Annotated in this window: 23 protein-coding genes; 22 read left to right on the top strand and 1 reads right to left on the bottom strand. The window is 46.6% G+C overall.

The genetic code is table 11. The features are described 5' to 3' along the window. Nucleotides 1-336: 336 nt before the first annotated feature. The 14 genes from BHF69_RS11555 to BHF69_RS11490 all read left to right on the top strand — a co-directional run bounded on the left by BHF69_RS11555 (nucleotide 337) and on the right by BHF69_RS11490 (nucleotide 9042). A complete protein-coding gene (locus BHF69_RS11555) occupies nucleotides 337-1239 on the top strand; it encodes a DUF6017 domain-containing protein (protein ID WP_075671630.1) in 903 nt (300 codons plus the stop codon). Nucleotides 1240-1279: 40 nt separating this feature from the next. Further along, entirely contained in the window at nucleotides 1280-2107 is an 828-nt protein-coding gene (locus BHF69_RS11550) for a ParA family protein (protein ID WP_075671628.1), read from the top strand. After that, nucleotides 2064-2966, top strand: coding sequence for a ParB/RepB/Spo0J family partition protein (locus BHF69_RS11545; protein WP_075671626.1), 903 nt, complete (start codon nucleotides 2064-2066; stop codon nucleotides 2964-2966). Before BHF69_RS11550 ends, BHF69_RS11545 begins: the two co-directional genes overlap by 44 nt. Before the next feature lie 11 nt (nucleotides 2967-2977). Beyond that, nucleotides 2978-3493 (top strand): hypothetical protein, encoded by a 516-nt coding sequence (locus BHF69_RS11540; protein ID WP_075671624.1) that lies wholly within the window; start codon nucleotides 2978-2980, stop codon nucleotides 3491-3493. Nucleotides 3494-3547: 54 nt separating this feature from the next. Beyond that, nucleotides 3548-4189 carry a DUF3846 domain-containing protein gene (locus BHF69_RS11535; protein ID WP_075671622.1) on the top strand — a complete coding sequence of 214 codons (642 nt, stop codon included), beginning with the start codon at nucleotides 3548-3550 and terminating at the stop codon, nucleotides 4187-4189. A 9-nt stretch (nucleotides 4190-4198) separates the two neighbouring features. Continuing rightward, nucleotides 4199-4510, top strand: a complete 312-nt coding sequence (locus BHF69_RS11530; RefSeq protein ID WP_075671620.1) for a DUF5720 family protein — start codon at nucleotides 4199-4201, stop codon at nucleotides 4508-4510. A 34-nt stretch (nucleotides 4511-4544) separates the two neighbouring features. After that, nucleotides 4545-5030: a PcfB family protein gene (locus tag BHF69_RS11525; RefSeq protein WP_075671618.1), complete on the top strand. Its 486-nt coding sequence runs from the start codon at nucleotides 4545-4547 to the stop codon at nucleotides 5028-5030. After that, nucleotides 5030-6781 carry a VirD4-like conjugal transfer protein, CD1115 family gene (locus BHF69_RS11520; protein ID WP_075671616.1) on the top strand — a complete coding sequence of 584 codons (1752 nt, stop codon included), beginning with the start codon at nucleotides 5030-5032 and terminating at the stop codon, nucleotides 6779-6781. Before BHF69_RS11525 ends, BHF69_RS11520 begins: the two co-directional genes overlap by 1 nt. A gap of 16 nt (nucleotides 6782-6797) precedes the next feature. Beyond that, nucleotides 6798-7118, top strand: coding sequence for a hypothetical protein (locus tag BHF69_RS11515; protein ID WP_075671614.1), 321 nt, complete (start codon nucleotides 6798-6800; stop codon nucleotides 7116-7118). A 157-nt stretch (nucleotides 7119-7275) separates the two neighbouring features. After that, a complete protein-coding gene (locus BHF69_RS11510) occupies nucleotides 7276-7491 on the top strand; it encodes a Maff2 family mobile element protein (RefSeq protein WP_002576404.1) in 216 nt (71 codons plus the stop codon). A gap of 85 nt (nucleotides 7492-7576) precedes the next feature. Next, complete coding sequence (locus BHF69_RS11505; RefSeq protein ID WP_005929973.1) at nucleotides 7577-7735, top strand: Maff2 family mobile element protein; 159 nt, start codon at nucleotides 7577-7579, stop codon at nucleotides 7733-7735. A 154-nt stretch (nucleotides 7736-7889) separates the two neighbouring features. Further along, entirely contained in the window at nucleotides 7890-8162 is a 273-nt protein-coding gene (locus tag BHF69_RS11500; RefSeq protein ID WP_002584334.1) for a helix-turn-helix domain-containing protein, read from the top strand. Continuing rightward, a complete protein-coding gene (locus BHF69_RS11495) occupies nucleotides 8122-8499 on the top strand; it encodes a TnpV protein (protein WP_002584333.1) in 378 nt (125 codons plus the stop codon). The genes BHF69_RS11500 and BHF69_RS11495 overlap by 41 nt, the downstream gene beginning before the upstream one ends. A 51-nt stretch (nucleotides 8500-8550) precedes the next feature. Next, nucleotides 8551-9042, top strand: a complete 492-nt coding sequence (locus BHF69_RS11490) for a nucleotidyltransferase domain-containing protein (RefSeq protein ID WP_002584332.1) — start codon at nucleotides 8551-8553, stop codon at nucleotides 9040-9042. A gap of 118 nt (nucleotides 9043-9160) precedes the next feature. Here the strand turns inward: BHF69_RS11490 and BHF69_RS11485 are convergent, their stop codons facing one another. Then, the gene (locus BHF69_RS11485) at nucleotides 9161-9967 is read right to left on the bottom strand and encodes a helix-turn-helix domain-containing protein (protein ID WP_002584331.1); all 807 of its coding nucleotides are present in this window, start codon (nucleotides 9965-9967) and stop codon (nucleotides 9161-9163) included. Between the two features lie 472 nt (nucleotides 9968-10439). Here BHF69_RS11485 and BHF69_RS11475 point away from each other — a divergent pair, with 472 nt between their 5' ends. The 8 genes from BHF69_RS11475 (at nucleotide 10440) to BHF69_RS11440 (ending at nucleotide 18015) form a co-directional block, all read left to right on the top strand. Then, nucleotides 10440-10628 carry a hypothetical protein gene (locus BHF69_RS11475; RefSeq protein WP_002584330.1) on the top strand — a complete coding sequence of 63 codons (189 nt, stop codon included), beginning with the start codon at nucleotides 10440-10442 and terminating at the stop codon, nucleotides 10626-10628. Next, entirely contained in the window at nucleotides 10625-10966 is a 342-nt protein-coding gene (locus BHF69_RS11470) for a DeoR family transcriptional regulator (protein ID WP_002584329.1), read from the top strand. Before BHF69_RS11475 ends, BHF69_RS11470 begins: the two co-directional genes overlap by 4 nt. After that, nucleotides 10959-11255: a DUF3847 domain-containing protein gene (locus BHF69_RS11465; RefSeq protein ID WP_002584328.1), complete on the top strand. Its 297-nt coding sequence runs from the start codon at nucleotides 10959-10961 to the stop codon at nucleotides 11253-11255. Before BHF69_RS11470 ends, BHF69_RS11465 begins: the two co-directional genes overlap by 8 nt. Nucleotides 11256-12001: 746 nt before the next feature. After that, nucleotides 12002-13462 carry an Lsa family ABC-F type ribosomal protection protein gene (locus BHF69_RS11460; protein ID WP_002584327.1) on the top strand — a complete coding sequence of 487 codons (1461 nt, stop codon included), beginning with the start codon at nucleotides 12002-12004 and terminating at the stop codon, nucleotides 13460-13462. 214 nt (nucleotides 13463-13676) lie between these two features. After that, nucleotides 13677-14222, top strand: coding sequence for an AAA family ATPase (locus BHF69_RS11455; protein ID WP_002584326.1), 546 nt, complete (start codon nucleotides 13677-13679; stop codon nucleotides 14220-14222). Between the two features lie 196 nt (nucleotides 14223-14418). Continuing rightward, a complete protein-coding gene (gene mobQ / locus BHF69_RS11450; RefSeq protein WP_002584325.1) occupies nucleotides 14419-15999 on the top strand; it encodes a MobQ family relaxase in 1581 nt (526 codons plus the stop codon). 65 nt (nucleotides 16000-16064) lie between these two features. Then, on the top strand, nucleotides 16065-16709 hold the full coding sequence (locus BHF69_RS11445; RefSeq protein ID WP_002584324.1) for a CHC2 zinc finger domain-containing protein: 645 nt from the start codon (nucleotides 16065-16067) through the stop codon (nucleotides 16707-16709). Beyond that, nucleotides 16678-18015, top strand: coding sequence for a virulence-associated E family protein (locus BHF69_RS11440; protein WP_002584323.1), 1338 nt, complete (start codon nucleotides 16678-16680; stop codon nucleotides 18013-18015). Before BHF69_RS11445 ends, BHF69_RS11440 begins: the two co-directional genes overlap by 32 nt. The last annotated feature ends 141 nt before the right edge of the window (nucleotides 18016-18156 follow it).

Below are 18156 nucleotides of genomic sequence, written 5' to 3'. Positions count from 1 at the left end.
CTGCTGTCTGGGCGAAGAAAATTGTTACTACTTAATCTCCGTATCCCCAAAGCCGAAGTCGGAATGTGAAGGTTGTCCTTATGGGCGGGATCATCCCTGCATCGGCTGGTGTACCAGGAAGATTATGAAGGAAGTGGGGGTGCGTTGATATGTATGAGTATGAACGCAATCGCCGTGACAAGCCGAAATGTTGCAAAGACTGCGAGTATTATCAACCCCGATGGAAGTACCGCTTCTGCTATTTTGTCAGATGTCCGTATAAACTGAAGGATACGACTTTCCGCAGAACCCCTCTGAAAAAAGAGTATTTCCCGCAGAAAGAGGTGGTGAGGATGAGTGACGTATGATTATTTCTATGGGCAGCAAGCGGAGATGTTCGCATTCTACCGTGTTCCGAAGGTGCTATTCACCGAGGATTGCTTCTGGAATGTATCAACCGATGCCAAGCTGCTTTACGGTATTCTGCTTGACCGCATGAACCTCTCAGCCCGGAACGGTTGGCTGGACGAGGAAGGCCGTGTCTATATCATATTCACCATAGAAGAACTCAAAGGTGCGTTAGGCTGTGCTGAAAAGAAAGCGGTGAAGCTGCTGGATGAGCTGGAAAAGAAATGCGGTCTGATAGAACGCAAGCGACAGGGACTTGGGAAACCGAACCTGATCTATGTAAAGAATTTCATTTCCGGTTCTGTGGAAAGACAATTCTTGAATTGTCAAAAGGACAATTCTGGAGTTGTCAAAAACACAATTCAAGAACTGTCAAAAGCACAAGGTAATAATACTGATACTAATTATATTGATTTTAGTGATACTGATCCTTTCTTTCCTTCCGGTTTTTGTGGAAAGGAAGTCGATGAGACTGACGAATTTACCCGATATTATCAGTATTTTTATGAACAGCTTTCTATGGACTATCTGAAACAGGATTATCCGTATGACCATGAGATACTCGATCTAATTCTGCATTTGATTATTGAAGTCATGTGCAGTAATCGGAAGCAAATACGAATTGCCAGTGATGATAAGCCCATTGAAATTGTCAAAAGCAGTTTTATGAAACTGGATTCTGAACACATCAGATTTGTATTGAGTTCTTTCAAAGAGAACACAACCGATGTTCGCAATATCAAGCAGTATCTACTTGCTTCGATATACAACGCCCCCTACACCATAAGCGCCCACTATGACGCAAAGGTCAGGCATGATATGGCTTCGGGGAAACTTGGAGGGAGGTGGTAAACATGAAGCGCACACATAAAAGAATGCGAGGTGATGAATATTGGCGAAAAAAGCGACAGTTATCGCCGTAGTCAACCAGAAAGGCGGCACGGGCAAGACCACAACCACGGAAAATTTGGGTGTGGGACTGGCAATGGAGGGCAAAAAGGTTCTGTTGGTAGACACAGATCCACAGGCTTCTTTAACAGTCAGTCTGGGAAATCCGTTCCCGGATACCTTGTCTCCCACCCTTTCCGACATGATGGGAAAGATTATGATGGAAAAGCCGATTGCCCCCGGCGAAGGCATTCTTCATCACCCGGAAGGTGTGGACTTGATGCCTGCCAATATTGAACTGTCAGGCTTAGAGGTTTCCCTGGTCAATGCCATGAGCCGGGAGACCATTCTCCGTCAGTACCTGGATACGGTCAAGCAGAATTATGACTACATTCTTCTGGACTGTATGCCCTCTTTGGGTATGCTGACAGTCAATGCTTTGGCAGCTGCCGACAATGTGCTGATCCCTGTTCAGGCGGCATATCTTCCGGCAAAGGGCTTGGAACAGCTGCTGGAAACCATCAACAAGGTCAGACGACAAATCAACCCAAAATTGAAAATCGAGGGTATTCTTCTGACGATGGTGGACAGCAGAACCAATTATTCCAAGGACATCAGCAATCTGATCCGGGAAAGTTATGGAGGAAAGCTGAAAGTCTACAAGACAGACATTCCCCGTTCTGTTCGTGCAGAGGAAATCAGTGCCGAAGGAGCCAGTATCTTTAAGCACGACCCCAAAGGCAAAGTGGCTGATGCCTACCGGGTTCTGACAAAGGAGGTGTTAAACAATGCAGAAAAAAGGCGCAAACATCAGCTTGAAGGGGTACGATGATATTTTCTCTACCGACCAGTCACGAGCCGAAGCCCAGCAGGAGCGAGTGCAGGAAATCCTGCTTTCTGAATTGCACCCCTTTGAGGGACATCCCTTCCGGGTGGTGGATGACGAGGAAATGATGAAAACCGTAGAGAGTGTTCGAGACTTCGGTGTTCTTACCCCGGCGATTGTCCGACCTGATCCTTACGGTGGCTATGAAATTATTTCCGGTCACAGGAGACATCGTGCATCTGAGCTTGCCGGGAAAGAAACCATGCCTGCTATTGTCCGTGATATGGACGATGATGCAGCCATCATCTTGATGGTTGATTCCAACTTGCAGAGAGAAACCCTTTTACCGAGTGAACGTGCATTTGCCTACCGAATGAAATTAGATGCAATAAAGCATCAAGGGCAAACTTGTGGACAAGTTGGCCACAAGTCAAGAGATGCACTGTCTGATTCGGATAGCGGCAGACAGATTCAGCGGTATATCCGTCTGACAGAGCTTATTCCTGAAATTCTGGATATGGTGGATAACGGTCAGATTAAATTCAATCCTGCCGTGGAGCTTTCCTATCTCGCAAGAGAAGAACAGCAGGATTTTCTTTCTGCTATGGACTTTGCCCAGGCTGCGCCTTCTCTTTCACAAGCACAGAGAATCAAAAAACTGGCACAGGAGGGAGAGTGTACGCTGGATGCCATGTGCGAGATTATGAATGAGGTCAAAAAGGGCGAGCTGGACAGGGTGACATTCAAAACCGACTCCCTGCGGAAATACTTCCCGAAGTCATACACCAGCAAGCAGATGGAGGATAAAATCATTCAGCTGCTGGAGCAATGGCAGAAGAAACGAGAGAAATCTATGGAAAGGTAAGGTGAATCCCGATGTTTAACGAAAGCGAAATGAGCAAAGCAATCGACTGGCTGTTTGAGCTGTTTTCTCCCGAAGATTATGAGGGGTATGATGAAGATGAGATCGGCTATGCCGGTGGTTTGTGTCTGCCGGAGGTTTGCACCGCATTGAGAGGTGCGGCACAGACGGTATATCAGTATTCCGTAGCCGGTGGCTATGAGAAATGCTTCAATTACCGTGGCATGGAACTGTTTGACCAGCGTGCCTGCCTCATTATTTCCGATGTGGAACAGGCGGTTTTAGATGAAATCAAAACCACCTATGAAACCGAATTGTGGCTTATGGAGGATATGAACTTTGCCATTGTCCGCTGTGTGTCAATGCTGATCGGGTCTGACGATACCGGCTATGTGACGGAGTACCGGGCTTTCAAAAAGATATTGAAAAGTGCGGAGGATTTGTTCTTTTCCCCAGAGGAACTGATCGAGGAACTGGAATCTATGTGTGTCCCCCAGTGGGAACATGAAGCGACTATTTATGAACTGTAACAGGTTCATGGATGGTCGCTTTTCTTATATCTGAGGAAATGGAGGTAATGAAGTTTGAAGGAATATGATGTAAAGATCACCGAGACTCTGGAAAAGACGGTAACGGTGGAAGCCAAGTCCCGTGCTGATGCAGAAGAACAGGTCAGATCAGCCTACTACAATTCCGAGTACATTCTGGACTCCGAGAACTTTATCGGCGTTGAGTTTGGCACTACGGAGGAACGTGAAATTCAGCAGGAACAGGCTGAGACAATGACGGTTCTTCTGGTAAAGCCCCACATGTATCCCCAGCAGGTTCAGATCGGCTGCGACTTGGAGGATTTGCAGAAAGCTGTCGGTGGCGACATTGAAGCTGTTTACCCTTTTAATGAGCCGGTTGCGTTGGTGATGCACGATGAGGGAAAAATTATGGGGAAAGACCTGAATCGTGCGCTGCGGGACGGAGACGGCGAGATCTACGACATCATCGCCGGTGACTTTCTGGTTGTCGGTTTGGGTGAGGAGGATTTTTCCTCCCTTTCCCCGGAGCTGATGAAGCAGTTTGAAGAACACTTCCATCAGCCTGAAACCTTCGTCCGCATGGGGCGCAGTATCATGGCTTTGCCGTTGCCCGATGATATGGTCAAAAAAGAAGATGCGCCTATCAAGGCTGACCCCGCTCCACGCAAGAGTAGCCCTGATCGAGATGCGCTGTAAGGAGGCATCATGGAAAGAAGCTCAACGATTGCAGAGCTGATGGAACGCCGCAGGATACAGGCAGGAGCCAAGGAGTATCAGGGACACACCTATATGGACCTGGCAAGATTCGATGAAGCCACAAAGCACATGATTATCTTTGATGTGCTGACCAATGAATCTCCTGTTGGCTGGAAAGGTGAAAGAAACCGTCTGTATCTGAGTGAAGCCGGGTATCAGAAAGCTCTGGACAACCAGAAAGTCGGGAACATCAAGATTATCAGTCATGCCAATGTTGCCAGAGGAAATCTGTATTACGACCGCAGAGATATGGCACGATGACCCTCATTCTACTGCTTGCAGGAGGTGATGATTCATGCAGGAAGAAGTTGAAAACAGGACGATAAATCTGGCAATCAGCACGACAAGGCTGACTGCTCGAAGTATCATTGCCGGTATTCGCAAATATTTGCAGCACCGGGAAAAGGTCAAGGCGAGAAAAGGAACCAGAGATACGGCGGTTCACGGAAAGCAATCCGTGAAACAGCTGCTGGGACAGAATCAGGGTGCCACCAATGTGGAAATTGATAAGGATGGCATCCGGGATTTTGAAAGGCTCGCCAAGAAATACGGTGTGGACTTTGCCGTAAGAAAAGATAAGTCCGTTGATCCTCCCCGTTATCTTGTCTTTGTCCGTTCCAAGGATGCAGATGCCCTGGATGCTATCTGCAAGGAACATCAGGCAAGGTCATTGACGAAGGATAAGAAACCGAGCGTTCTGGCACAGCTGAAGAAGTTCAAAGAGATGGTAGCAGCTATCCCCAGGAAGGTTCGGGAAAAGAAACAGGAGCGTGATTTGTGATGAACAGAATCAATTTGAAAAAGCTCCTGATTCTGAACATCCCATATATTCTGGTGGGATTATTTGCAACGAATTTTGGAGAAGCATGGCGATTGGCTGAGGGTGCAGATTCTTCTGCAAAAATCCTCAGCTTTTTTTATGCCCTTCCGGTTGCCCTGGGCAATCCACTTCCCAGCTTTTACCCGCTGGATTTGCTGGTGGGAATTGCCTGTGGCGCAGGGCTTCGACTTGCGGTTTATCTGAAAAGCAAAAACGCCAAGAAGTACCGGCACAATGTGGAGTATGGTTCTGCCCGTTGGGGTACAGCCAAAGACATTGAGCCGTTCACCGCTCCAAAGTTTGAGGACAATATTATCCTGACGAAAACGGAACGGCTGATGATGTCCAACCGACCGAAGAATCCTGCTAATGCCAGAAACAAAAATGTTTTGATTATCGGAGGTTCAGGTTCAGGAAAAACAAGGTTCTGGCTGAAACCGAATCTTCTCCAGATGCACTCCAGCTATGTTGTCACAGACCCGAAAGGCAGCATTGTCATCGAGTGCGGCAATGCTTTGTTGAAGCATGGTTACAACATCAAGATTTTCAACACCATCAACTTTAAGAAGTCGATGCACTACAATCCGTTCGCCTATATCCATTCAGAAAAAGACATTCTGAAGCTGGTGACGACATTGATTGCCAATACCAAAGGCGACGGGAAAGCCGGTGACGAGTTCTGGACGAAAGCAGAGACCCTTCTGTACTGCGCCCTGATTGGGTATATCCACTATGAAGCGCCGGTTGAGGAACAGAACTTCTCCACTCTGATCGAGTTCTTAAACGCAATGGAGGTGCGTGAGGACGACGAGGAGTTCCAGAATCCGGTTGACCTGATGTTTGAAGCTCTGGAAAAGAAAAAGCCAAATCATTTTGCAGTTCGCCAGTATAAGAAGTACAAGCTGGCTGCCGGCAAGACAGCTAAGAGTATTCTGATTTCCTGCGGTGCGAGACTTGCTCCCTTCGATATTCAGGAAGTCCGGGACATTACAGCCTATGACGAATTGCAGTTGGATACCCTCGGAGACAAGAAAACAGCACTGTTCTTGATTATGTCGGACACGGATGCGACTTTTAATTTCCTGATCTCTATGATTTATACCCAGCTGTTCAACCTGCTCTGCGAAAAAGCAGATGATGTGTATGGCGGCAGACTGCCGGTTCATGTGCGCTGTCTGATTGATGAAGCGGCAAATATCGGTCAGATTCCCAATCTGGAAAAGTTGGTGGCGACTATCCGAAGCCGTGAAATATCTGCCTGCCTTGTCCTTCAGGCACAGTCTCAGCTGAAAGCCATTTACAAGGACAATTCGGACACCATCATCGGCAACATGGATTCCCGTATTTTCCTTGGCGGTTCTGAGCCGACCACGTTGAAAGAACTGAATCAGGCACTTGGGAAAGAGACCATCGACACCTACAACACCTCAAATACCAGAGGTAACAGCCCATCCTACGGCATGAATTATCAAAAGCTGGGGAAAGACCTTGCGACCGTGGATGAGCTGGCAGTTCTGGATGGTGGTAAGTGCATCTTGCAGCTACGTGGTGTGAGACCGTTTCTGTCTGACAAGTACGATCTGACACAGCATCCGAACTATAAGTACACATCAGACTTCGACAAAAAGAATGAGTTCAACATCGAGCAGTTCCTGAGCCGCAGACTGAAATTAAAGGCAGGTGATGAATTTGTAGTTGTCGATGCCGATTAACAAAGGAGGTTTGCATTTGGAAAATCTGAAAACGGTATCTGCTCTGGTTAAGAACATTTTGGAGCATGATACCAAGGCAAGAAATACAGACAATCATCTGTATCTGAAAGTGTTGGAACACTATTCGGTTCTGCGTGGAATCGACATTCGCTCTATGCCGGTTCCCGTGTTTTTGAAGGAACTGGACAATCACAGTTTTCCGGGATTTGAAACCGTTCGCAGAAGCAGACAGAAGGTACAGGCGACCTACCCTGATCTTGCCCCTACGGAAAGTGTGGGCAGAAAACGCAGTAAAAATGAAATGGTCTACAAGGATTTTGCTCTGAGTGAAGTTTAACTTCGGTCAGGGCTTTTCTTTTTGCTAAGAGAGGTGGTGGTGATAGATATGATTGCATGAAATTGTCCCGTTGTCTCTGCCCTCCGATCGGTTCTCCGGTATCGTGGAGGGCTTTTTTCATTTCAAAATCCAATTCAAATATCAGGAGGAAAAGTATATGGCATTTTTCAACAGCGCAGTAACCGTTCTTCAGACTCTCGTTATCGCCCTCGGCGCAGGTCTCGGCATCTGGGGTGCAATCAACCTGCTTGAAGGCTACGGTAACGACAACCCCGGCGCAAAGTCCCAAGGTATGAAGCAGCTCATGGCAGGCGGCGGTGTTGCCCTCATCGGTACTACCCTTGTACCTCTGCTCTCCGGTCTCTTTGGCTAATCAGCCGCTGGAAGCTCAAGAACCAATCAATCACGGGTTGGGATAGAAGCTCCCAACCCTATTTTCTATCAAGGAGGAAAAATTTATGGCATTTTTCAACAGCGCAGTAACCGTTCTTCAGACCCTCGTTATTGCCCTCGGCGCAGGTCTCGGCATCTGGGGTGCAATCAACCTGCTCGAAGGCTACGGCAACGACAACCCCGGTGCAAAGTCCCAGGGCATGAAGCAGTTCATGGCTAATTAAAGGGAACAAAAAGAAAGGAAAAGCCAATCCAGACGGTATCAGCGGCAGGCTACAAGAATAAATTGTGATTTCACAAGATTGGTGCTATAATAAGAGAAAAGTTCCTGCCGGGGCAGCCGCTCCGGTGGTATGGATAGAAAGGCAGGAAAACAATATGCACATCAGCTATAAACCACTCTGGCACACACTGTTAGAGCGTGATATGAGAAAAGAGGATTTAAGGCTTGCCGCTGGTATGACAACAAATATGATTGCCAACATGAGCAAAGAGGGAAAGCACATCAGCATGGATACATTAGCCCGTATCTGCGAAACGCTGAATTGTGAGATTACCGATGTGATTGAGTTAGTACCAGACGAGCCTGCTTCCACAGGAGGTAAGGAACATGAGCGAATTGAAACCAAGAATAAAAGAAAACGGAATTGATTATATCCTTGTTGGAGATTACTACATCCCGGACTTGAAGTTGCCGGAGGAACACCGCCCCATCGGAAAGTACGGACGGATGCACCGGGAATATTTAAGAGAAGTCTGCCCAGCCAGATTACACACATTGACCCTGACCGGGGAATTGTGGACATATCTTGCAGACCTGAACGAACAGGCACAGAAACGGTTAGACACCATCATGGAGCAGATGAAAGCTGCCGAGGGCGTGACCGAGGAATTGAAGCGTACCCGTCAAATGGAATGGGTGCAGCGTTGCAATAACATTCACAACCGGGCAGAAGAAATTGTTTTACATGAGATGATTTATTCATAACGGTATGGTAGAATGATTATTACAAATTAGAAGTTGTAAAGGAGACTTTGTATGGGTAGAAAAGAAATAACAACAAAAGAAGATTTAATGAAAGTAATAGAATTATTCGAAAATACTGGAATTACATACTGGTTGGATGGCGGATGGGGTGTAGATATTTTAGCTGGTAAACAAACAAGAATTCATAGAGATATAGATATAAATTTTGATGCTCAACATACGGAAAAATTGTTAAATGTGCTTTTGAATCTGGGCTATAAAATTGATACAGACTGGAAACCGGTTAGAATAGAGTTATATAGTGATGAACTTGGTTACTTAGACATTCACCCGTTCGTTTTAAGTGAGGACGGAACTTCAAAACAAGCTGATTTAGAGGGTGGCTGGTATGAGTTTGAAAAAGATTACTTTGGTAGTGCTTTTTTTGAAGGAAAAACAATTCCTTGTATATCCTTAAAAGGCCAAAGAGTTTTCCATTCAGGTTATGAATTAAGAGATAAAGATAAGCATGATATTTCAATTCTTGAAAGTTTATCAAAATAACATTGCTGTAATTTCTAAGATAAATTCCACTTTATCGCTTTGAAATTTTAACTGAATAAGTATAGCACCAACCGCTGCTACATGGAAGCAAACACAACCATGCAACAGCGGTTTTTCTTTACCGTTTTTTCCTTTGACTGATAGGAGTTCCTGTTTTCTTTGATTTTTGTAGAATCCGAATGAGCCAGCGAAATTCTTCGTCTGACAGATTTTTATAGTTGATGCCGAGCTGCTTGCAGTAAAGGACAACCAGCTTTTCATCCCGACTGCCCTTGAAATTTTCAACCGCTTCCAAATTTTCTTTCAATTCATCGGCAACGGTGGTCTGGGGCGCACTCTCGCTGTCCTTTTTGTGGGCTTCCCGAATATCCCGGATAATGAGATTGAGGTCATCAAGAACCATGTGGCTGAAATATTCATCATCGCTGATATGGGCGGCTTGCAGCACTTTCAAATGCGGGTCGTCTTCGCCGGGGCGATACCGTTCAATGATTTCATGCCGGACAGTATCGACAAGGGCGTTGAGGTTTTGAATCTGCATGGTGGCAATCCCATCTACATAAATCTCAATGTCCGCAAGAAACTTGATAAAGTCCTTATGAGTGGCAAGCTCACAGAGCAGACGGTTGTTAATCCGACCGCCTTTCAGAAGTGCCACCATCTCATCATTCAAATGCAGCTCTGTTAGTGGCGTGTTGATCTGCTCCCGGTTCTCTGTCCGGCACAGCAGATAATCAACGGAAACCCCATAGAAGTCTGCCAGCGTGATAAGGTTGCCATGATTGATTTCCTTATAATCCTCTTTTTCATAACTGCCAAGAGCTGATTTGGAAATGCCCGTCAGCTCTGATAATTCTTCCAGATTTAAGCCTTTGTCCTTGCGGAGTTCCCAAAGGCGTTCCTGTATGCTTGTCGCTCCTTTCATGGGCGCACGCTCCTTTCCGGCGGTTTCATTACTGCCGCTTAACTGGATTATATCATACTTTCCGCAATCGTGGAAATTTCTGATTTTTACCCTTAATTCCTACTTTGTGGACATACGGCACAGGGCACAAAAATGTTCTATGATACAGGTAGTTCATCGATGGATTATTCCAATCGAATGACCAGCCTGTGTGGGATATGCTTCCCCGGCGATGTAGCGCCATGACTTTTGGCAGGGATATGGAGGAACCCTGACCGAAACGAGCGTACCAAAGGGAGCAATACGCCGCTGTGAGATTCAGGGGAGGAACGACACCGGGGAGAACTGGCGAACTGATACCGAAACACGACAATCTGATAGGGGGATAGTCTACCCTATTGCTGATACTTCTGGAGATTTTAGACGGCTCTATGACCGTAATTTTGCCGAAAATCGCCCCGAAACTATACACTAAAACGGGAGGAAACGCAATATGCCGAGAATGAGCAAAAAGAGGAAGCATGAGCTTTCTTTTTACCTCAATGACCGGGGGCGTGTCACTTACAACGAATTATGCCGGAAATGCAAGCATGGGTGCAAGCAGAGCTTCCGGGCGGTTGTGGTTGACTGCCCCCGTTATTTATCCAAAAGAGCAAAGAAAAAGGAGGAACACACCGAATGAATTTTGAATTTATGACGATAGGCACACCGTTGCCGCCCTGTATGCCCTTTCCCAGAGCGTTGACAGGATTTCCAGTCAGCAGCACCGCAAAGGTCATGTACTGCCGGATGTTGGACGCTATGCTATCCAACGGACAGGAGGACGAGAACGGAATCCTGTTTATCTGCTTCCCTGTCACAGCCATTGCCGCAGTCCTGTCCCGCAGCCCCATGACGGTCAAGCGTTCTCTGAATGAACTGGAAACCGCCGGACTGATCATGCGAGTGCGTCAGGGCGTTGGAGAACCAAACAGGATTTATGTGCTGATACCGGGAAAGGAGGACGCTGCCCTTGCCTGATACCTCAAAGCTGGAAAAGCTCAACCGAGAGTTGGAAAAGAGTGAAAAGAAACTGCGGAAAGCCATCAATGATGAAAAGGCATTGCAGCACCAGCTAAAGCAGCTTACCCGAAAAGAACGGACACACCGGCTCTGTACTCGTGGCGGTATGCTGGAAAGTTTTCTGCAAGAGCCGGAACGCCTGACAGATGATGATGTCATGCTGTTGTTGACACTCATTTTTCACAGGCAGGACACGCAGGAACTATTGAAGAAACTGCTGGAACGTGAGAAGCCGGAAACCCCTTAGTTTACTAAGGGCGCAATTATACACCACCCAAAGGTTGGTGCATTGCGTTCTCCGAAGGCTCCTCGCCGGGGGGCTGTGATTTTCCGCAGTCATGGTCTGCTCCAAATCAAACAGGGGACGCTACGCTTCCCCTGCGCTGGCTGCCGCCAGCTACCCTTTTGTGGACTTGCCATCTGGGGAGACCTTGCGCTGCAAGCTGTTCCCAGCCGACAAGTTTCATAAAATATGCTATCTTTTCGATAGGCAATAAAGTATAATAAAGTCAGCAATAAATCGGAATTTTACGGTCAGTAAGGAATGCGTAAAGTTATATGATTGTATTATAAGCGATTTGTTAAATTTTTATAACCACTTGTATTTGCCTGCGATTTATGGTATAATATTTTGAAATTTAGAAAGAGGTGGGAAGATGATTAACTTTTCTTGCAAATAAAATCAAAATATGCGGTAGTGCTATACTTTGGCATTATTGTGTCTATTGCAAGAAAGTTATATGTCTATCTTACTCAATATAGTGCTGTTGCCACTTTTGCTTAGTGGTGTTATTTTATGCTATGACGAGCTGCAAGGATAAACTTTCTTGTGGCTCTTATTTTGTTTTGGAGGTGCTTTATGAATAGTGCAGAACAGATAGTTACACATGATTCACTCCGTATAGTGTCGGTTCCTTTTGGTGAAATCTATACGTAGTAAACATTCACCGAACCGACTTTGTATCGTATGACATGCAAAGGAGGATAATATTTATGTCAATGATTAAAATTGAAAACCTTACGTTTTCATATCCGACAAGTTATGATAATGTTTTTGAAAATGTCAGTTTCCAGGTTGATACCGATTGGAAGCTTGGTTTTGTGGGCAGAAACGGACGAGGTAAAACAACCTTTCTGAATCTTCTGCTTGGGAAATATGAGTATAGTGGAAAAATCCTATCATCCGTACAGTTTGATTATTTTCCTTATCCCGTTTCAGATAAGAATCGTATTACAGAGGATATATTGCAGGAGATTTGCCCACTTGCGGAAGAATGGGAACTTATGCGAGAACTTTCTTATCTTGATGTTGATGTCGATGTGCTTTGGCGACCTTTTGAAACACTTTCCAACGGAGAGCAGACAAAGGTTTTGATTGCCGCTCTTTTTCTTAATGAAGGGCATTTCCTACTGATTGATGAACCTACCAACCATTTGGATGCCAAAGCGAGAAAAAGTGTGGCGGCATATCTGAAAAAGAAAAAGGGATTCATCTTAGTTTCTCACGATCGTCGCTTTCTTGACGATTGTGTTGACTATATTCTATCGATTAACCGAGCGAATATCGAAGTGCAAAGAGGAAACTTTTCATCATGGATGTCAAATTTTGAGCGACAGCAAGAATTTGAACTGGCTCAGAACGAACGTTTGCAAAAGGACATCAGACGATTACAGCAGTCGGCAAAACGCGCTGCAGTATGGTCTGAACGTGTAGAAGCTTCCAAAATTGGGGCAGCAGATAAAGGTTATGTCGGTCATAAAGCCGCCAAAATGATGAAGCGTTCAAAATCTATAGAAGCGAGACAACAACAGACAATCGAACAAAAATCAGCATTGCTGAAAAATATGGAAACCGCAGAAGCCCTCAAGATACAACCGCTTAATTACCATACAGATTTGCTTGCATCATTATCGAATGTAGTAGTTTATTATGATGGCATTTCAGTTTGTGAACCCGTTTCGTTTGAAATAAGACAGGGAGAACGCATTGTGCTTGATGGAAAGAACGGCAGTGGCAAAAGTAGCCTGTTAAAGTTGGTAGTCGGGCAGTCCATAGATTATACGGGTACAGTAACACTTGGCTCTGGGCTTGTAATTTCTTATGTGCCACAGGATACATCGTATTTATGTGGAACCCTTTCCGAGTTTGCAGAAGAAAACAACCTTGATGAAAGTTTGTTCAAGGCAATTCTTAGGAAAATGGACTTTGAGCGTGTACAGTTTGAAAAGGATATTAAAGACTTTTCTGGCGGGCAAAAGAAGAAAGTCCTAATTGCGAAAAGCCTTTGTGAAAAGGCACACTTGTATGTATGGGATGAACCGCTCAACTTTATTGATGTGTACTCACGTATGCAGATTGAACAACTCATAACGGAGTTTGCCCCGACCATGCTCCTGGTAGAACATGACAGTGTTTTTCGAGATACTGTGGCAAGTAAAATTGTGAATATCTAAATTGGTTCTTCCGCAATTTTACGTTTTTCGCTTTAATAAAAATGGAGAATGCTGATTTACACTGGCATTCCAGTATTGAAAAATTACAAAATACGGATAATTGCGTAAGAACCTCTAAATTAAAATAATTGTATGGGTTAATTCCAGCTTTACAGAGACTCAAATTCCAGTTTGTAGAATTAAGAAAATCGTAATTTGTGGAGGTAAAATATAGATGAATCAAGGTAGAATTATTGTAATCACAGGTGCGCCGGGGACAGGAAAAACTACAACGGCATCTGCTGTTGCAAAAGAATCAGATTTGGAAAAGTCTGTGCATATGCACACAGATGACTTTTATCATTATTTGAGTAAAGGGGCAATACCACCGCATTTGCCGGAATCAAATGAGCAAAATTTGATTGTCATTGAAGCGTTTTTAGAAGCTGCGAAGCGATATGCTCGTGGTGGATATGATGTAATTGTTGACGGTATTATCGGACCGTGGTTTTTAAAGCCGTGGCAAAGTCTTGTTCGGGAACATTATGAGGTGCATTATATTATTTTAAGGGCAAGTAAGGAAGAAACCTTGAAGCGAGCTGTTGAACGCTCAAAGTTAGACCGAAAGACAAATATCGAATTGGTAGAAACCATGTGGGAGCAATTTTGCAATCTGGGAATATATGAATCGAATGTTATAGATACGACCACTTATTCCATTCAAGAAACTGTTTCCGCAGTACAAGAAAAAATCGCAAGTAGGGCAGCGTTGTTGTCTTAGATTGTTTTGGTGCAATTCCAGTTTGTTAGCTTTACATCGGGTCAACTTGTCCCGAACTTTTACAACTAAATACCCGCCGCTCACACAGTGGCACACCGAGCAGGAAATCTGAAAAAGGTCTCCTGCTTTTTTTCTGCCCAAAATGAGGTGGTAAAACGCCACCCCATCCACCAATTAGCGAAAGGAGGGACACGAAATGCCTTGTCCACACAACGAAATCACGATTGTTCAGCGCAGCCAGCGGCAGTCTGCGGTTGCCGCCGCTGCTTACCAAAGCGGCGAAAAGCTGTTCTGTGAATACGACCAGCAAGTAAAGCACTACCCGGAAAAGCGTGGTATCGTCCACAATGAAATCCTGCTCCCGGCAAATGCTCCACAGGAATATGCAGACCGCAATACTTTATGGAATGCCGCCGAAGCGGTGGAAAAGCAATGGAACTCCCAGCTTGCAAGGCGGTGGGTGCTTACCATTCCCAGAGAGATACCGCCCGACCAGTACGCTGTCCTTGTACGGGAGTTTTGTGAACAGCAGTTTGTTTCCAAAGGCATGATTGCTGATTTTGCCATCCATGACCCCCATCCGCCGGGACACAATCCCCACGCCCATGTCCTGCTGACCATGCGGGCAATGGATGAACATGGAAAATGGCTTCCCAAGAGCCGCAAGGTTTATGACCTTGACGAGAATGGGGAACGGATAAAGCTGCCGTCCGGCAGGTGGAAAAGCCACAAGGAGGATACGGTGGACTGGAACGACCAGAAGTATTGTGAAATCTGGCGGCATGAATGGGAGGTTATCCAGAACCGCTATCTGGACGCCAATGACCGCCCGGAGCGTGTGGACTTGCGTTCCTATGCCAGACAGGGGCTTGATATAGTCCCCACTGTCCATGAGGGGACTGCTGTCCGGCAGATGGAAAAGCGAGGTATCCAGACGAATATCGGCAACCTGAACCGGGAAATCAGAGCCGCCAACCGCCTGATGAAGTCCATCCGGCAGCTTATCCAAAACCTCAAAGGCTGGATTACCGAGCTGGGAGAAAAACGGAAGGAGCTGCTTGCACAAAAGGCGGCGGAGGAAGCGACACTTCTTCCCAATCTGCTGATGAAGTATATGGAGATACGAAAGGAAGAACGGAAGGACTGGACAAGGGCTGGACAGAACCGGGGAACTTCACAGGACTTAAAGGCAGTCAGCGAAGCCCTGTCCTATCTCCGGCAAAAGGGGCTTTCCACTGTGGAGGACTTAGAAGCGTTTCTGGAATCTTCCGGGAAATCAGCCGCAGATTACCGCAATCAGATGAAGCCAAAGGAAGCCCGGAGCAAAGTGATTGACGGGATTCTTGCCAGCCGGACAGACTGCAAGGAATGTAAGGCTGTCTATGAGAAGTACCAGAAGATATTTTTTAAGAAAATAAAGGGGAAATTCAAACAGGAACACCCGGAGGTTGCCCGGTATGAGAAAGCCGCTGACTACCTTGCCAAGCACCCGGACGATAAGGATAAAACGAAAAATGAGTTGCAACAGGAGCAGGAAACGCTTCTCAGCGAAATCGCAGAGCTGAAAGTACCACTGACCGAGGTACAGGAGGATTTGAAGAAGCTGCGGGACATCCGCTACTGGGTACGGAAAGCCACACCCGGCACAGAGGAAAGCAAAGAGCCGCCCAAGAAGCAGCCCATCAAAGAAGTCTTGCAGGATAAGACTGACGAGAAAAAAGCACAAAGAACCGCCCCGGCACAGGAGAAACACAGACAACAGGATATGGAACTTTAACAGGCACTTGCCATTTTCAATTAGAGAATGTCAGGTGCTTTTCTTATTTTCAAGGAGGGATAGATTTGAATGTATTCGAAGCTGTGAAGCAGTCCGTCACAACAAGACAGGCTGCGGAGTATTATGGAATCCATGTAGGTCGGAACGGGATGGCTTGCTGCCCGTTCCATAACGATAAAACCCCAAGCATGAAGCTGGATCGGCGTTACCATTGCTTCGGCTGCGGTGCGGATGGGGATGTGATTGATTTTGCCGCCGCCCTGTATGGGCTGGGAAAGAAAGAAGCCGCCGTACAGCTGGCACAGGACTTCGGGCTTTCCTATGAGGACTGGAAACCGCCGGGAAAGGTAAAAAAGCCCAAGACCCGGCAGAAATCCCCGGAGGAACAGTTTCAGGAAGCAAAGAATCGCTGCTTCCGTATTCTTGCCGATTATCTCCATCTGCTGATGGCATGGAGAACGGACTACGCCCCGCACTCCCCGGAGGAAGCCTTTCATCCCCGGTTTGTGGAAGCCTTACAGAAGCAAGCCCAAGTGGAATATCTGCTGGATGTGCTGCTGTTCGGGGAAACAGAGGAAAAAGCGGATTTGATTACGGACTACGGAAAGGATGTGATACAGCTTGAACAGCGAATGGCAGAACTTGCAGCCGCAGACGCAGCAAGAACTAAAAAACACTATGAACGCCATGCAGCCGCCCCAGAGCGTTGAGGAAATCAAGGCGGGGCTGGAAACCACCGAGAAAGGCGGTGTCCGTCAGAGCATACGGAACTGCCTGACCGTATTCCAACGTGACCCTCTGCTTTCAGGGGCTATCGCATACAACATCCTGACTGACCGCAAGGACATCATAAAGCCCATCGGTTTTCACAGAGAAAGCACCGCCCTGAACGATACGGACATGAAGTATCTGCTTCTTTATCTGGAAGAAACCTACGGGCTTACCAATGAGAAAAAGATTGATAACGCCATCGGGATTGTGGCGAATGAAAACAAGTACCATCCCATCCGGGACTATCTCAATACCCTTGTGTGGGACGGGACAGAGCGAATCCGCTTCTGCCTGCGGCACTTTCTGGGGGCTGACGCAGACGATTACACCTATGAAGCGTTGAAGCTGTTCCTGCTGGGTGCAATCTCACGAGCCTTTCAGCCGGGGTGCAAGTTTGAAATCATGCTCTGTCTGGTAGGCGGTCAGGGGGCTGGAAAGTCCACCTTCTTCCGGCTGCTGGCAGTCCGGGACGAGTGGTTCTCCGATGATTTGCGGAAGCTGGACGATGACAATGTGTACCGCAAGCTGCAAGGTCACTGGATTATTGAAATGTCGGAAATGATGGCAACCGCCAACGCCAAGAGCATTGAGGAAATCAAGTCATTTTTAAGCCGGCAGAAAGAGGTCTACAAGATACCTTATGAAACCCACCCGGCAGACCGCCCCCGTCAGTGCGTGTTTGGCGGCACTTCCAATGCCCTTGACTTCCTGCCCCTTGACCGTTCCGGCAACCGCCGCTTTATCCCGGTCATGGTGTACCCGGAGCAGGCGGAAGTTCACATTTTGGAGGATGAAGCCGCTTCCAGAGCCTATATCGGGCAGATGTGGGCGGAAGCGATGGAGATTTATAAAAGCGGCAGGTTCAAGCTGGCTTTCAGCCCCGCCATGCAGCGGTATCTCAAAGAACACCAGCGGGATTTTATGCCGGAGGACACCAAAGCCGGGATGATACAGGCGTATCTTGATAAATACACCGGGAGCATGGTCTGCTCCAAGCAGCTCTATAAGGAAGCCTTGAACCATGCTTTTGACGAGCCGAAGCAATGGGAAATCCGGGAAATCAACGAGATTATGAACCAGTGCATTTCCAGCTGGCGGTACTTCCCAAACCCAAGAATGTTTTCCGAATATGGCAGACAAAAGGGCTGGGAGCGTGAAAACCCGGCAACGGACTCCGGCAACCCGTCTGAAAAAACGATGGACGGTTTTGTGGAGGTCACAGAACAGATGGAGCTTCCATTCTGAAAAGGACAGCCCGTTGCACCCCCTGTTGTTATCCCGTTGCCGAGCCGGTTGCCGGGAAAAACCCCTTATTTCCGGGCTTTTCTCCCTTATAACAACCAAAACAACAAAAAAATAAAAGAAAAGTATAAATAGTAACCATCG

The organism is Anaerostipes sp. 992a, from assembly GCF_001940245.1.
Classification (GTDB): Bacteria; Bacillota; Clostridia; order Lachnospirales; family Lachnospiraceae; genus Fimousia.
The sequence above is the reverse complement of the archived record's forward strand: the minus strand, read 5'-3'. Positions and strand labels throughout refer to the sequence as shown.